Raw genomic sequence first — 15,093 nt, forward strand, 5'->3', positions numbered from 1 at the left:
ACGGCAATCGACACCCTTCAATAATCAGGTGTTGCGATCACCGCATGATTCGAAGGGCTCAAAACGCGCACAAGTGCGACCTAGTTGGGTTTGCGGGGCGGGGCGGGGTTGGGCGGGGTTACTCGGGATTGCTTGGGGCGGCGGATTTGTTCCACGTCAGGCACACCTTGAAGTTGGAACCCGTGCTGGCCGAGGCAATGAACGCGCCGGCCTCGGCATGAAGATCAATCCCGAACTCCACACTCAGCTCATCCGGGCGGTTCTCCAGGCTCAGGAGTTCGTCGATGACGCCTTGGACCGCAGGCCTGACGTGCTCAAGTGCCCGCTGGAACGTCTGTTGGGCCCGGGCAAACACCCCCGAATGTTCGGCTGCGTGATCCCCGCCCCTCGTCACGAGGCTCCCGGCCGTGCTTGCCACCTCCACAACCACGGTGCCGCCGTCGTCCGTGGCGAATTCAACCAGGCGGCTCATGGCGCGTCCTTAACCGCAACGCCCATGCCCCGCACCCTGACCAAGCGTTGGGCGGTAACAATGAATGCGATGCCAACCCCGCACAGCAACACCAGATGCAGCAGCAACGGCAATGCCTGCGTCATGTACCAACTCACCATGAACACGCCTTTCCCTTGGATCCAGATGATGGGTTGCAGCACCGTGGGCAACAGCAGAAGCCAGGCCAACGTGTGCTGCGCGGGATATCGCATGGCCAGCACTCCGGCCCACAGCCCGAATCCTGCAACCGCAAAACTGCCCACGACGGCGGCTGCCTCCACCGTGTAGTTGAGCCCGGCCAGCCCGAACACACCTTGCGAAACCACCAACCCGGTCATCGCCAACCGCCCCTGCGCTGTGTGGTCCGGGAGCCCGGCGATGACAAGGAGCAGATAGCCGAACGCCGTGACGACGCCGTAGAGGGTGCGGAGCACAATGTCGCCCCCGTTGTCCTGCCAGGAGTTCTGGTCGAACCAGATGAAGAACACCACGAACCCGGCCCCCAGCCCGCCGGCGGTTGCCAGTGCTGCCCCCGCCCACGCGATGGTGGTGCCGGCGAGCGGCAGGTGCGGCCGCGGGGCCGCTTTCCAGAGAGGTTCGTCAGAGCCCGACGGCGGCACTTGGCCGGGTGCCTTCGCTTTGGTCGGGGCGGTGGCTTGCTTCTTCGGGGCTGGTAGATCGTAGGCGGTGTAGGAGCCGTGTTCTTCCTCCGCGTCGGCCTCCGGGACGTTTTTATTGAGCTCAGCCTTCGCTGCCGTGGTGAGTCCGTCCGGATCTGCAGCACCCGGATCAAGGGTCCTGAGCTCCTTGGCGACATCAATGACCGCCTCCCACGAACCCTTGGAGTGGTGGTAGCGGAGTTCTCCTTGGAGGTCGGAGATGCGTTGCTTGCGCTCGCAGCCTTCCTTGCGGCGGGAAGCGTCCGGGTAGTAAGGGCTGTTCAACACCTTCGCGAAGCCTTCTGCCGCCGCGATCCAGTCCCCGGATTCCTCCGCAGCCAGGGCTTCCCGGTAGGCCCGTTCTTCGCTGAGCCGCTTGCTTGCTGAGTCCCTAAGCGCCGCAGCATCCCTGTAACCGGGTTCCAAAGTCAGGAGGTCGTTGAAGGATTCAAGGGCTTGTTCGTAGTGTTTGGCCCGCAACTCGGCCGATGCCTCCACATACAGGGCACGCAGTTGCGCCCTCCGGCGGATCTGGTCCGTGTCGTTGTCACCGGTTGATGCCCGCCCCGGTGTGCTTTCCGGCAATGGTGACGTGGTTGCGGGACCCGGGGAGTCGGCTGGTACGGGGATGGCGGCATAGGCAGCGGGCGCCGAGGCGGGCTGGCCGCCTGAGGCCGTTGCCGGCGTCGTACGTTCCGCTTGGATGCGACCGCGCGGGGTGCCCTGCAGGGAAAACAGCTGCGTTGAACCGCCGCGGACGTACAGGGCAGGCGTCACCCATTCGAGAGTGCCGTCCGGGCTGGCCATGACGGAGATGCGCCCGATGCGGGCGGCCTCATCCACTGTGCGGCCGTTGGCGATGGCCGCATAGAAGCCGTGTGCAAAGGCGATGGCGGCGGAGTCGCTGATGGCGAACTGCATGGCAGCCACCGCTCCGATGCCGCTCCTGACCAAGGCAGACGCGGTGCCGGAGAAGAGATCCGTCTGGCCCATCTCGCCCGAGGAGCACGAATTCAACACCACCAGCCGTGGCCGGGGTGCGGCAACGCTCAGGAGGGCCATCAACCTGACGGCGCGGACCATGGCGGCGCGGCCATCGTTGCCGACCAGCGCGATGCGGCCCTCGTCGGTACGGGAGTCATAGTCGCCGTGTCCAACGAAATGGACCACATGCCACGGACCGGCGAGGAGCATGGACTGGATGTCGTCCCAGGTGCCGCTCCTGGTCCAAACGAGTTCCACCCGGCCCTCCTCCGCAGGACCGGCCAAGGCCTGGGTGAGGTGGTCCTTCTCAGCCTGGACATCAAGGGCGGGGAGGTCGCGGGGCGAGGCGACGATACCCAGGATCCGCAGCGGCGGGGCGACGTCCAGCGGGTTCTGGTGGTAATCCGGGGCGGGGATGTGCCGCAGCAGGGGCTCCGTCTGGCAGAGGTAGGTTTCCGTTTCGGGGTCGAACAGGGTTTCCCAGGGCATGGTGGCCAGTTCGGGGGCGGCCAGCCGCAGGACCACGCGGAGTTGCTGGCCGGCATGTTGCGCTGCGCCGAGGCTGGCGCGGTAGGTGCCGTAAACCTCCCGGGTGAAAAGGGCTTGGAACAGTTGTTGGCCCACTTCACGAACGGCAACTTCGGCAACCGGAAGCGTCCGCCGGGCTGCGACGGCCGAGGCAAGGACGGTGGCTTCCAGTTGGGGGAGCCTGCCGTGGATGCCGTCGATGTCCAAGGTGAAGCGGCCGGACGCGTGGCCTCCCGCCGGTGCACGGACCACATGCACCGTGTACTCACCGCGTGTTGAGCCGGTGCCGATCTCCAGCTCGATGTCACAATCCATCGCGGATCCCTCGTGGTTCCTACGTACAGAGTGGCCCTGACGGAGGTTCCTTACAAGGGGTTTTATCAGCGGGTCCTTGTAGGCATACCGGGCCGGGCCTACCGTTAATCCGTGGTCTCACTTGGCGATGAGTCGACGGAAGGCGGCGTGCGATGGAAATCTTCATGTGGTGGCTCGATCTTCACCTGGACAGCAAGGAATGGCTGCGGGAAAACCTCCGGGCCGAAGAACTTCCGCTGCAGGTGCTGCAACACATTGCCGAAGCCGGCGGACCGCATCCGGACAATCTCAGCGGTGGATTGACCGCGGCCGACTGGGACTTCATCGAGACCCAGTCGGAGTTCGTGGACTGAGGGAGATGCCCCGCTACGCGGCGGCTGTTACGGAGGCGGCCGGGGCACCCGGGATGATCAACTGCGCACCGGTTTCCGGTGCGCGGCTTGGAGCCTCGACGACGACGGCGGCAACCGGCTTCTTTTCGCGCATGCGGTAGAGCGCTACGGCCGAGATGACGAACCAGGCAACGTTGGTGGCCACTGACGGCCAGGCGCCATGGAGGGTGCCATTGATGATGAACGCGCAGGACCCAAAGAGGTTGACGGTCTGGAATTTACGTCCAGGCTGCAGCCACCCCATGGACACCGCCAAGTAGGCGCCGAGCATCGCCGCCGCGCCAGCCCATCCGGTCACTTCCCAGAGCAGTTCCATGTGGAATCCTTTCGTAAATCGGGCGCACGACAATAGCGGCCTTGCGCGTAAGAGGAGGGCCGCGAAGACGTGGAACTTGCGGCTATGAGATAAATATTGGGGCACGTCTTGGTTTAGATCAATTGCAATCTTCTGAAGCCGGTATTTAGAGTTGCTTAACATGGACATGGACCCCCGTCGACTCCTGGTTTTGCTGGCTGTGGCGCGCACTGGCGGGGTGCTTGCAGCCGCCGATGAACTGCGGCTCACACCGTCCGCGGTGTCCCAGCAACTCACCAAACTCGAGCACCAAGTGGGCCAGGCCCTGCTTCAGCGGACCCCCAAAGGTTCGGTGCTGACGCCCGCTGGCTTGGCGATGGCGGAAGCGGGCGAAGAGATCGAACGGGCGCTCAATGTTGCGCGGGCCCGGATGGAGGGCGAAGCCAAGGTTTCTGGCGTCGTTCGAATCGGCGGATTCACCAGTTTCATGCGGACGGTTGTCATTCCGCGGATCCCCGAGTGGCGCAGCCAATACCCGCAATTGCGGATTGAGATCGTTGAGGACGCCTTCCCGCCCTTGATGCGGCTGCTGCGCCAACGGCAGCTTGACGCCTTGGTCATCGAGCAGGATTCGACGGCGGCTGAACAGCGGCCGCTCCCTGCGGGCATGGTGCAGGAGCCGCTGCTGGACGAACCGTGGAAATTGGTAGTTCCCGCAGGTTCCTTGCTCGCTACCGAAGCCATCGACCTCAGCCGGCTCCCGTTGCCATGGTTGGGAGTCGAACAGTCCGCCGCCAACAGTGCCGTGCTGGGGCGCCTCCGTCATTCCACCGGAGTGCGGATCGAGACCGTGCACCAGTACGTCGATACGCTCACCGCCCTTGCCCTGGTCGCGGCCGGCGAGGGAGTGGCGATTGTGCCCACCTTGGCGTTGACCGGCGTCGTCCATGACCAGGTGGACATCCTCGATGTTCCGGGCCTTGGTACCCGGCACATTGCGCTCCGGCGCTTCGACAGGAAGAAGCCAACGAGCCTGCCCGTGGATACGGTTGCCCGCCTGCTCAGGGAATCTGCGGCCCAGTTCGACATGCGATCGGGCGGTTAACGCAGCCGGGTGACGCGGCGCGTGGCCGGTTGAGCGGCGGGTGACCAGTCCGCCGTCGTGGTTAAGGGCCGTTAGCTATCAGTAAGCCGGAGCCCAGCCCAAAGCCGGTCCGAGTTTCTCCGCGATGTCCGTGAGGATCTGCACGTAGTCCTCGTGGTCGAAGCTGAAGGGCAGCGCGAACGCCACCTCGTCCACTTCCTGGAAGCCCCCGTGCGCGTAGAGTTGCTCCGCGATTTGGTCGCTGGAGCCTATAAGGTCCGCGGCGAACATCATGCCCCTCGGTCCCTGCGGCGTGAGCGTACGGGGTGTGCGTTCATCGACGTAGCGCTGGTACTTTTCCCGCTGGGCTGTCGAGGCCGAGTCGGTGGGAATGACTACCAGGCCCTGCGAGACCCGGGCTTGTCCGTGCCCGGCGCGTGCTGCCGCATCGCGGAAGGCCCGGATTTGTGCCTGCTGAACCGCCGCGAAGTCCGGTGCCTGGTCCTTCTCCGGGAAGATGACGCTGCTGGAGAGCAGGTTGAAGCCGTGTTCGCCGGCCCAGGTAGCGGATTTCAAGCTTCCGGCCCCGTACCAGAGCCGGTCGCGCAGACCGGGGGAATGGGGCTCCACCCGGTTGGAGAACTCCTCCACGACGCCTTGCTTGCCAGAGAACTCCCGCACTTTGTCGCCGGCCACCAGGCGTGCAAACCGTTCCACCCGCGAATAGCTGAAGTCCTCCGTGTCCGCAGAGTCAGGGTAGAGCTCATGCTTCACGGTGCTGCACGTCATGGGCTCCCCGACGCTGACGCCCTACCTCTTGGGGGACTCCGGAGCGGACACCTTCGCCCGCAAAGATCCCGGCGGTCATGCCATTACTGCAGAGACTGCTGCCGAACTTGCCGACTGGATCAATAAGAGGTCCTAGGACTCTTCGTCGCAGTCCCCATTCGACAACAAGGCCGCGCCCCACTGTGTGGGGCGCGGCCTTCGTTTGATGTCGGCGGTGCTTCGACCACGCGGCGGTGCTTCGACCACGCGGCGGGGACCAGGACCACGCGGCGGGGACCAGGACTACGTGGCGGGGACCAGGACTACGTGGCGGGGACCAGCTTCACGCCGGAGTTCCACTGGTACGCCGGGAGCTGGTCATTGGCGGAGAGCAGGATGTGGAGGAAGCCGGTCTGCTCGAGCTGCCGGGCGCGGCGCTGGGGGCCGACGACCACCGGGTTGAGGCCGGCTGCGGCGGCGAAGTCGACGACGGCCTGCGTTGCGACTTCGTCATCTCCGGCAACCAGAACGTCAAGGACGTGTCCTGCTACGGCACCTTCACCGAGGGTCGCAGCGAACGTGGTGTTGAAGGCCTTGACGACGTTTGCGCCCGTGATCTTCTGGAGTTCTTCGGCGGCAGAGCTGTCTGCGGGCACTGCCAGGCCCTCGAAGGTTGCGAAGTCCACGGGGTTGGTGATGTCCACGTAGACCTTGCCGTTAAGGGCATCGCCGTAACGGGCAACAATGGCTTTGGCTGCGTCGAAGTACACAGCCGGGATCACGAGGTTGCTGGTGAGCTCGTCGCCCACCACCCCGGTTGAGACCTGGCCGCCGAGTTCCGCAGCGAGAGCCTGGGCCTTGGCCTTGTCTTCGTGTGCGAGCAGCTGGACGCTCTTGCCGGCGGCGATTGCCCGGGTTGCCAGGCCGCCGGCCATGTTGCCGGTTCCAATGATGGTGATATCAGTCATTTTCTTCTTCTTTCCAAAAAGGCGGGACAGGAAGGTCACGGCGATCATTTCGGTGGGTGGAAGGGCCGGGCGATATTAAACGAGGGCCTTAAACCTTGTCCGGCTGAACAGGGCGTAGTCTCCTGAGAATTTGGCCGGGCCGAAGAGTGCGATCGCGATTGCTGCCGCGGCAAGGACCAGGACCAGCTCATAGCCGCCATCGGCGGCGAAGACGCCGGCCGGTGCGTGAACCAGGAACAGGGCTCCGAGCATGTCCACGGCGAGAAGTGCGGCGAACACGCGGGTCAGTACGCCCAGGATCAGGGCGATTCCACCAGCGAGTTCCAGGGTGGCCACGAGCGGGGCGACGATGATTGCTGCGGGGACGCCCATTTCGGCGAAGGACGCCTGGGTGCCGGCAATGGTGAACTGGCTGAACTTCTGCCAGCCGTGGGCGGCGAAGACGAAGCCTGCGAGGACCCGCAGGACGGTCACTGCCGTGGTTGCGGCGGGGGAGAACTGATTCATGATGGTTACCGTTCGAACGAGGGGAGCGACGTCCTGAGTCGGACCGTCGCTACGCATTACTTGAAGCTTCAACTAGCGTGGCACGCAATAAGTTGAAGTGTCAAGTAAACTTCTACGGTAGGTCCGCGCCAGCCTCGGCCCGCGTGCCGCCGTCGGGCTCTTCTACCCGACCCGCGCCTCCTCCGTCAGCCGGTAGAAACCGCGGTCATGGTAGACCAGCGGCGTTCCTTGTCCAGGCTGGCCAACAACCTCCAGAACTTCCGCTGCCAGCAGGATTGAGGCTCCTACCGGAACCCTGTGCGTGATCCTGCAGCGCAGCGCCCACAGGACTCCCCCCAGCAGAGGCTCCCCGGTCGGCAGCGTTGTCCAGTCCATGTCGGCGGTAAACCGCTCTGTGCCGGGCCTGGAAAACACCTTCACGAGGTCCACCTGGGAGGCAGCCATCATATGGACCACCACTGTTTCAGCCTCGATCAACTGCTCGGCGGAACGGCTGCCGGACAGGGAGAAGGAAAGCGCCGGCGGATCCGCGGAAACCGACGCGACAGAGGAGGCGGTCAGGCCCACCGGCCCGGAATGCCCGACGGCGGTCACTACAGTTACGCCGGCAGGGTGGGACCGGAAGGCGCTGCGGAAGAGGTCGGTCATCGTGGGAGTTGAGTCTGCGGGGGCACTGGAGAGGGGCATGGGCCTGCGCTTTCGTAGCAGTCCCCGGGTTTTCGGGGTCCCTACTACCCTAGGACCTCAACCAATGTTGAGGTCCAATCGACTTGACGGGCCAAGAGCGCCCGGCCAGGGTGGCGGGCGCAAGGACCGGGCCGGCGGCATGGGACAACGCAGACCGCATGCCACCCGGCGTCACACAAGGCTGTTCCCAAGCCCCAAAACACCTAAAACCCCTACCCTTAATCCGTGACATTTCCCAAGATCCGCACCGCCGCCGCGAGCACCCTCGCCGCCGCCGGTCTCCTCATCACCCTCGCAGCATGTTCCACGCCGGCCTCCACCCAGTCGAACCCCACCGCGACCTCCAGCGAAGCAGCATCAAGCACCTCTGCCAGCGCAGCCGCTGACTCCGGCCCCTGCGACGGCGTCAAGGTCATTGTCGATTCCGGCGCCATCAAGCAAGCTGCCGCCACCAAGTCCGTCTGCGTGCCCGTCAGCGAGGCCACCACCGCAGCCAAAGTCCTCGAACAAGCCGACGTGAAGACCGAGGGCACCAAGCAGTACCCCGCCGAGCTGGTCTGCCGCGTCAACGGCGTGCCCGCTGCCGACTTCGACATCACCCACAAGGGCGGCACCTACCGCGAAGAATGCGCCACGATGCCCGCAGCCTTCGCTTACTGGGCGATCTGGGTCAAGCCCGCTTCCGGTGATTGGGCCTATGCCCAGGAAGGCCTCGCCACCCAGCAGGTCAAGCCGGGCGAGAGCCTGGAACTGCTCTACACGGTTGACGGCGCACCCGCCACACCCACGGCATGACCTTCAGACCCGCGCCGTTACGCGCTGCAGCGGCACTCGCCGTCATCTTCGTTGCGGCGCGGGTCATCTATCGCATCCTCTTTAACGGAGCGGGCGCCGTCGGTCCCGTTCTGCTCAACCTGCCGCCGGTCCGGCTGCCGGCGCCGTTCGCCCACGTCGTCCTGCTTGGCCCTGTCACCGCACCGGGGCTGTGGGACGCTGTCTTGTCGGCCCTGCCGATCGCAGGCCTGATTCTCGCTTTCGGCCTGGTCAACGCCTGGGTGGATGTAGCCCGGGGGTTCGTGCGCCTTGCCCGCGGCGGTCCGTTCCAGGGCATCGCGCGCACGCTTGTGGTCGCGTGGGCCGCGCTTCCGGCGCTCGCCGACGCCGCTCGTTCCGTGCGCCTGGCCTTCCGGCTGAGGGGCGAGAAATTCGGCCCGCGGGCCTTGGTCCCCATGCTGGAACGCACGCTCGAGCACGCCAGCCGGGTAGCTGCGGCCCTTGAGCTGCGCGGCTTTGGCAACCGGAACAGCCAGCACCCGGCCCAACGCAGCCACCCTCCCGTGGAGATCAATGAGGCCTTCTTCACCATCGGCAGCACCCGGCTCCGCATCGACAATTTCCGTCCTGCGCCCGGTTCGGTCACCGTGATCACCGGCCCCACCGGCTCCGGCAAATCGACCATTCTTCGCGGCATTGCCGGCCTGCTGTCCCACGTCGACGGCGGAAATATCTCCGGCACGGTCCACGTCGGCGCTGTGAAGAGGGCGGATGCGCCGCCACGCGACACGGCCCGGCTGATCGGCGTCGTGCTTCAAAATCCGCGGGCCGCCTTCGCGAGCACGCGCGTTGAGGACGAGATCGCGCTCGCGCTGGAATTGCGCGGGGAACCGCGCGAGGACGCCAAGGCACGGACGCTCGAGGTCGCGGAACGCATCGGCGTCACGGCGCTCTTGCACCGGGACCTCAGCACACTTTCGGCAGGGGAAGCGACCCTCGTGGCCATCGCCGCCGCGGTGGTGGACCGCCCGCCCGTGCTTCTGGTGGACGAGCCACTCGCCGACCTCGACCCGAACGCCCGGCACCGTGTCATCGCCGTCCTCAACAGCCTCGCGCGGGAGTCGGGAGCCTGCGTCATCGTCGCAGAGCACCGTGCGCGGCCCCTGGTGCCGATCGCCGACGCCTGGTGGACAATCCACGACGGCGGCCTGGTACCGGCCGCTGCACCCGCACCTTCGCTTCCGGTCGAGGAACGCCCGACGTCGGCGGCGATCGAAGAGCCTCGGGGAGCCGAACGCGTGCTCTCCGCGAGCAACCTGTCAGTGCACCGGGAGGGCAAGGCGCTGGTGCGCGATGCCTCGCTGTCCGTGCATCGCGGCGAGATCGTGGCGCTGGTTGGGCCGAATGGTGCCGGAAAATCGTCGCTGCTGGTTGCTCTGGCCCTCGGCGAGGGAACCGGTAGCGAAGCGAAGATCGACGGCGGCCGTATCGCCTTGGTACCCGACGCCTCCGATGACCTCTTCACCCGGGATACCGTGGCAGGAGAACTCCGTGCGGCAGATCGACGCACCGCCCGGCACGCGGCCGGCGCCGGCGGACGGGATACGGTTGCCGGGCCAATCATCCCGGCCGGGGCGCGCTTGGCACTCCTTCGTGGACAGCCCGTGATGCCCCGCGGAACCGAGCACCCACGGGATCTCTCGGCAGGGGAGCGGCGCATCCTCGCCATCACCCTGCAGACAGCCGACGACCCCCAAGTGCTCCTCATCGACGAACCCACCAGAGGCCTCGATCCCGCAGCCCGGAGTGCCGTGGCGACGGCGTTGCGCGCGGCGGCGGGCACGGGCACGGCGGTCCTGATTGCCACTCACGATCTTGATTTCGCCCGGCAAATCGGCGCCCGGATACTCCCGATGCGGGAGGGCGTGGCTCCTGCGCCTGCTGTTTCCGGGCCCGCTCCCGTGCCAGTTGCTGCGCCGGCTCCCGTTCCGGCTGTTCCGGCGGAGGCGATGCCGGAGTCCATCTCCCTGCATGGTGCGAACCCAAGGCATGACCACGTTGCCATGCCCGCACTGCGCGCTACCCGCCGCCCCATCCGGCATTTCCGCATGCCGCGGCCCGTCGAAGTGGCCATCCTCGCGGGAGCAAACGTGCTGGCCCTGGGAGCGTTTTGCTGGCCATTGGTCGCAGCCGCGCTTCCCCAGGATGCCGCGGCCGCACTCCCTTATGCGGCCCTTGCCATTGCGCCGCTGGCGGTGGTGGCCATTGTCGTGTCCCTCGACGGCTCCGTCCGCTCCGCGCACACAGTGGCGCTGCTCGGAGTCCTTGCCGCGGTCGGTTCCGCAATCCGGGTGGCTAGCACCGGCGTCGGGGGCGTTGAAGCGGTCTTCATCCTGCTGATCCTGGCAGGCCGCGCCTTCGGTGCCCGTTTTGGCATGCTGCTGGGCGCTGCAACGATCGCTGTTTCAAGTGCGCTGTGGAGCGGTATTGGTCCGTGGTCGCCGTTCCAGATCTTTGCGTGCGCCTGGGTCGGCGCCGGGGCCGGCCTCCTGCCCCGGAACGTGCGCGGCAAGGCTGAGCTGTGGATGCTGTGCGCTTACGGCGTTGTGGCGTCGTACGTGTTCGGGTTGCTGACCAACCTTTGGTTCTGGCCTTTCGCAGTGGGCGCCGGGACGGGCATCTCCTACGTGCCGGGCGCTCCGCTGTCCGCTAACCTCAGCAGCTTCCTGCTGTATTCGTTCATCACCTCGACGGCGGGATGGGACACCCTGCGTGCGGTCACCACAATCGTGGGTGTTGCGTTAGTGGGCCGCGCGATCCTTGCAGCGCTGAGGCGCGCGAAGCCGCTGAGTGGCCAGTCCGGAACGGCGGCGGAAGGTCAGGGTGCCGCTCGCCCGGTTTCCGCCGAAGTCTGAAGGCGCCAAACCACGGCGCCCGTTTCGCTGGCAGGCATAACACTGCCCTCGAAGACGAAGATTGGCTGTCCGCTGCTGCCCTCCGGCAGCCAGAACCCATTGGCAGGGCAGTGGGAGCCTGTCTTGGCTGCCAATAGCGGCGCGCCGCTCCGTGATTTGTCGGGAAAAATGCGGACCTTCTTCACGTTAGCCTCCCAATCGCAATCCCGAACTCGTTTAAGGCTTTCTGCCTTCTGCGAGACCACGTTAGGTTCCGGGGCCGCTCATGACCAAGATCAAATCCTGATACCTGCATAAGCAAATCAGATGACCCGCCCGGGTGCTTTGCCAGTAGGCCGGACGTGAGGGCGTCGTGGGTGCCGGGCGTCATAAGGGAAAGCTATGGAGGGATACTCAATAGGTCTTTGTGTGATGCATATCTCCAGCATTAGGTTGAGAGCCGGGAACACATCCTTATCAATAATTTCCCTTTCTACCCCAAAATAAATAAACATTTCCCTGCACCCTCGGAAGACATTTGCTGACGACGTCAAATTCTTCCTCCACATGGAAAGAGTCAATTAATGAATCTGTTCAGTAAAGGCAAAGTGGTGCTGGCGGCGGCAGCCGCGGCCACACTCGTTCTCACCGGGTGCGGAGGTGGTTCAGGGAGCGCCGGTACCAGCAACTCCAGCGCCACGTCGGGGGAAATCAACCTCATCGCCTACGCGGGTGTTTGGCAGGACCAGTACAACGCAGCCGTGATCGAACCCTTCAAGGCCAAGTACCCGGACATCAAGATCAATTACTCGTCGAAGCGGTCATCTGCGGAGATGCTGAGCGCGTTGCAGGGTCAGAAGAACGATCCCGCAACCGACGTGGCGATCATGGACAACTCCGTGTCCACCACGGGCAACACCCAGGGCCTGTTCGACAAGATCGATGAATCGGCAGTCCCCAACCTTGCCAATGTTCCTGAGAAGTTCCAGGACAAGAGCGGTTTCGGTCCCGTAGTCATGCTGGACGCCGTCGGGCTCTTGTACGACACGGCCACTTTCCCCAAGGCTCCTGAGAGCTGGGATGTCCTCTGGGACCCTGCATACGCAGGCAGGATCAACGTCAACGCTCCTCCGTCCCTGCTCGGTCTCTCCCTGACGGCGATCACCTCGAAGATGGAAGGGGAGGACTACACCCAAAGCATCGACAAGGCCGTTGCGAAGCTGAAGGAGATGGCCCCCGGCGTCCAGACGTTCGCACCCAACCCGGACGAATACCAGAACGTCATTACGGGACAGACCGTTCTTGGCCTTGGCCAGAACGCCCGCGGCCAGTTCTACAGCGACCAGAGCAACAAGAAGATGGGCGTAACTTTCCCGAAGGAAGGCACAGTCTACCAGATCAACACCGTCAACCTGGTGAAGGATGCCCCCAACAAGGCAGCCGCTGAAACGTTCATCAACTACGCCTTGTCGCCCGAAGCCCAGACGGCTTTCGCAAAGGCCCTCTTCTACGCACCGTCCGTGACCAACGCCGAACTTCCGGCCGAGGTGAAGGATCGCGTGGTCCCCACTGATGGCTCGCTCAACATCGTTCCCCTCGATGTCCAGTTCCTGTCCTCGGCCCGTGACAAGTGGACCGACACCTGGAAGCGCCAAATCATCACCAAGTAGCGCCCGGCAGCGCGCCCCTCGACCAACTTCGCTTCAGGAGAACTGAAAATGATTGAATCCAAATTGTCGATCGTGGATCTGACCAAGAGATACGCAGCCGGCCTTGATCCGGCCGTCGACCGCCTGAACATGGAGGTGGAAGAGGGGCACCTGGTGGCGCTCCTCGGCCCGTCGGGATGCGGTAAGACGACCACTTTGCGCATGGTCGCCGGGCTGATGGATCCCACAGCGGGATCGATCGTGGTGGACGGCAAGGAAATAACCCACACCCCGGTCAACAAGCGCGGAATGGGCATGGTGTTCCAGTCCTACGCCCTGTTTCCGCACATGAACGTTGAACAGAACGTCGGCTTCGGCCTTCAAATGCGGCAGGTATCGAAGTCCGAGCAGCAGAAGCGTGTTGCCAGAGCCTTGGACATGGTCCAACTGGGCCACCTCGCCAAGCGGCAGCCGAAGGAGCTCTCCGGCGGACAGCAGCAGCGCATCGCTTTGGCAAGGGCCCTGGTGGTGGAACCCACCTTGCTTCTCCTTGACGAGCCGTTGTCCAACCTCGACGCCAAGCTGCGCGAAACAATGCGCACCGAAATCCGCGCCATCCAGCAACGCACGAGGGCCACAACACTCTTCGTCACCCATGATCAGGACGAGGCCCTGGATATGGCCGACCGCATCGCCGTCATGAATGGTGGCCTCATTGAACAGTTCGGCTCGCCCACCGAGGTGTACGAACGGCCCCGGACCCGATTTGTTGCCAACTTCATTGGCCAGGCCAACTTCCTGAAAGCGAGGGTCGTGGCCGAAATGGGGTCGGCTGCCGACGGTGAAATGCACTACAAAGTGGATGCCGAAGGCCTCGGACAGTTCGGCGCCGTGGGGGCTCCGGGCATGGCCGGTTCCACCCGCGAACTTGTTATCCGACCGCATCGGCTCCGGGTCAGCACCGTGCAGGGCGCCACCGATGCCATCCCGGGCATCATCGAGCGGATCAGCTACACCGGAGATGCCCTCTCGGTGGGTGTCAGGGTCGCTGACCGCACGCTCAATGCCCAGCTCCTGACCTCCAGCGGAAAGCTGCCCCGGCTCGGGGACGCGGCCTACCTGTCCTGGGATGCCCAGGATGCCTACCTCCTGCCCGAAGCCCCGGAAAGTTCCGCATCATGACCACGCTCAAAGAACCATTACAGCGGCCCAGGCTGGGTGCGGCAGAAGGGGAACTGGAGCAGGCAACCACCAAGCGGAACAGGCGGACCTACCTCGCGCTGCTGCTGCCCGGACTCCTCGGCCTCGTGGTGAGCTTCGTCTTCCCGCTCGCCTATATGTTCCGGATGTCCTTCAACAAGGGAGCACCTGACGGCGTCATCGAGGAGACCTTCACCCTCGACACGTACATCCAGCCCCTCACGGATCCTTACTACTGGCGCGTCACCCTGGACACGTTCCAGATGGGTGTCACGGTGGGCGTGCTGTGCGTCATCGTCTCCTACCCGGTGGCGCTGTTCCTCGCGCGCAGTACCAGCAAATGGCGGGGCTTGCTCATTGCCATAGCCATCGCGCCGCTGCTGACGTCTGCCGTTGTCCGGACGTACGGGTGGATGGTCATTCTTGGGACCAACGGCCTGGTGAACTCCACGCTTGCCGACTGGGGCCTCATCGACACCCCCTTGAAACTGACAAACAACATGACGGGCGTGACCATCGGCCTCGTTGAGATCTTCATGCCCTACGCCATCCTGGCCATGATCTCCGGCTTCGGGCGACTCAGCCCGCAGCTTGAGGAAGCGGCCGGCTCGTTGGGGGCCAGCAAGTTCAAGGTCTTCACCAGAGTGACCTTGCCACTGAGCCTGCCCGGGATCCTCACCGCATTCCTGCTGGTCTTCGTGCTCTCCATCAGCACCTTCATTACGCCGCGACTGCTGGGTGGCGGGAGTGTCCAGGTCCTCGCTACTGAAATTTACGACCAGACCACAGGGTTGCTGAACTGGCCCTTCGCTGCGGCGCTCTCCGTGATCCTGCTGGTTTTGTTCGGCCTCATCATCGCCGTCTATCAGCGCCTCACCAAGAAAATCGGAGGTTAG

General features: G+C 64.5%; 14 protein-coding genes and 1 pseudogene. 8 read left to right on the plus strand and 7 right to left on the minus strand.

Annotated elements, in window-relative coordinates; translation table 11 throughout:
- Window positions 1-118: 118 nt before the first annotated feature.
- Both OCL88_RS18230 and OCL88_RS18235 read right to left on the minus strand, forming a co-directional pair.
- Window positions 119-472, minus strand: coding sequence for a CU044_2847 family protein (locus OCL88_RS18230; protein ID WP_193592473.1), 354 nt, complete (start codon window positions 470-472; stop codon window positions 119-121).
- A complete protein-coding gene (locus OCL88_RS18235) occupies window positions 469-2,979 on the minus strand; it encodes a CHAT domain-containing protein (RefSeq protein ID WP_166187958.1) in 2,511 nt (836 codons plus the stop codon). Before OCL88_RS18235 ends, OCL88_RS18230 begins: the two co-directional genes overlap by 4 nt.
- 152 nt (window positions 2,980-3,131) lie before the next feature.
- On the opposite strand from OCL88_RS18235, the gene OCL88_RS18240 reads away from it, so the two are divergent.
- Window positions 3,132-3,332, plus strand: a complete 201-nt coding sequence (locus OCL88_RS18240; RefSeq protein ID WP_069696559.1) for a hypothetical protein — start codon at window positions 3,132-3,134, stop codon at window positions 3,330-3,332.
- Between the two features lie 13 nt (window positions 3,333-3,345).
- Here the strand turns inward: OCL88_RS18240 and OCL88_RS18245 are convergent, their stop codons facing one another.
- Window positions 3,346-3,687 (minus strand): CBU_0592 family membrane protein, encoded by a 342-nt coding sequence (locus tag OCL88_RS18245; RefSeq protein ID WP_264963444.1) that lies wholly within the window; start codon window positions 3,685-3,687, stop codon window positions 3,346-3,348.
- A 160-nt stretch (window positions 3,688-3,847) separates the two neighbouring features.
- Here OCL88_RS18245 and OCL88_RS18250 point away from each other — a divergent pair, with 160 nt between their 5' ends.
- Entirely contained in the window at window positions 3,848-4,771 is a 924-nt protein-coding gene (locus tag OCL88_RS18250; protein WP_201433873.1) for a LysR family transcriptional regulator, read from the plus strand.
- A 78-nt stretch (window positions 4,772-4,849) separates the two neighbouring features.
- Here OCL88_RS18250 and OCL88_RS18255 read toward each other — a convergent pair.
- Window positions 4,850-5,560 (minus strand): annotated as a pseudogene (locus OCL88_RS18255) (LLM class flavin-dependent oxidoreductase); the annotation flags it as partial.
- On the opposite strand from OCL88_RS18255, the gene OCL88_RS18260 reads away from it, so the two are divergent.
- The gene (locus OCL88_RS18260) at window positions 5,538-5,675 is read left to right on the plus strand and encodes a hypothetical protein (RefSeq protein WP_166187949.1); all 138 of its coding nucleotides are present in this window, start codon (window positions 5,538-5,540) and stop codon (window positions 5,673-5,675) included. The pseudogene OCL88_RS18255 and the gene OCL88_RS18260 overlap by 23 nt on opposite strands.
- 166 nt (window positions 5,676-5,841) lie before the next feature.
- On the opposite strand, the gene OCL88_RS18265 is transcribed toward OCL88_RS18260, so the two are convergent.
- The 3 genes from OCL88_RS18265 to OCL88_RS18275 form a co-directional block, all read right to left on the minus strand.
- Entirely contained in the window at window positions 5,842-6,486 is a 645-nt protein-coding gene (locus OCL88_RS18265; RefSeq protein WP_166187946.1) for an NADPH-dependent F420 reductase, read from the minus strand.
- Between the two features lie 75 nt (window positions 6,487-6,561).
- Window positions 6,562-6,993 carry a DoxX family protein gene (locus OCL88_RS18270; protein WP_264963446.1) on the minus strand — a complete coding sequence of 144 codons (432 nt, stop codon included), beginning with the start codon at window positions 6,991-6,993 and terminating at the stop codon, window positions 6,562-6,564.
- Between the two features lie 162 nt (window positions 6,994-7,155).
- Window positions 7,156-7,641 (minus strand): flavin reductase family protein, encoded by a 486-nt coding sequence (locus OCL88_RS18275; protein ID WP_264963447.1) that lies wholly within the window; start codon window positions 7,639-7,641, stop codon window positions 7,156-7,158.
- Between the two features lie 264 nt (window positions 7,642-7,905).
- On the opposite strand from OCL88_RS18275, the gene OCL88_RS18280 reads away from it, so the two are divergent.
- The 5 genes from OCL88_RS18280 (at window position 7,906) to OCL88_RS18300 (ending at window position 15,093) form a co-directional block, all read left to right on the plus strand.
- The gene (locus OCL88_RS18280) at window positions 7,906-8,475 is read left to right on the plus strand and encodes a hypothetical protein (protein WP_264963448.1); all 570 of its coding nucleotides are present in this window, start codon (window positions 7,906-7,908) and stop codon (window positions 8,473-8,475) included.
- Complete coding sequence (locus OCL88_RS18285; RefSeq protein WP_264963449.1) at window positions 8,472-11,369, plus strand: ATP-binding cassette domain-containing protein; 2,898 nt, start codon at window positions 8,472-8,474, stop codon at window positions 11,367-11,369. Before OCL88_RS18280 ends, OCL88_RS18285 begins: the two co-directional genes overlap by 4 nt.
- 563 nt (window positions 11,370-11,932) lie before the next feature.
- Window positions 11,933-13,018: an ABC transporter substrate-binding protein gene (locus OCL88_RS18290; RefSeq protein ID WP_021474505.1), complete on the plus strand. Its 1,086-nt coding sequence runs from the start codon at window positions 11,933-11,935 to the stop codon at window positions 13,016-13,018.
- Between the two features lie 48 nt (window positions 13,019-13,066).
- Entirely contained in the window at window positions 13,067-14,179 is a 1,113-nt protein-coding gene (locus OCL88_RS18295; protein ID WP_264963450.1) for an ABC transporter ATP-binding protein, read from the plus strand.
- The gene (locus tag OCL88_RS18300) at window positions 14,176-15,093 is read left to right on the plus strand and encodes an ABC transporter permease (protein ID WP_264963451.1); all 918 of its coding nucleotides are present in this window, start codon (window positions 14,176-14,178) and stop codon (window positions 15,091-15,093) included. Before OCL88_RS18295 ends, OCL88_RS18300 begins: the two co-directional genes overlap by 4 nt.

The organism is Paenarthrobacter sp. PAE-2 (genome assembly GCF_026013155.1).
Classification (GTDB): Bacteria; Actinomycetota; Actinomycetes; order Actinomycetales; family Micrococcaceae; genus Arthrobacter; species Arthrobacter ureafaciens.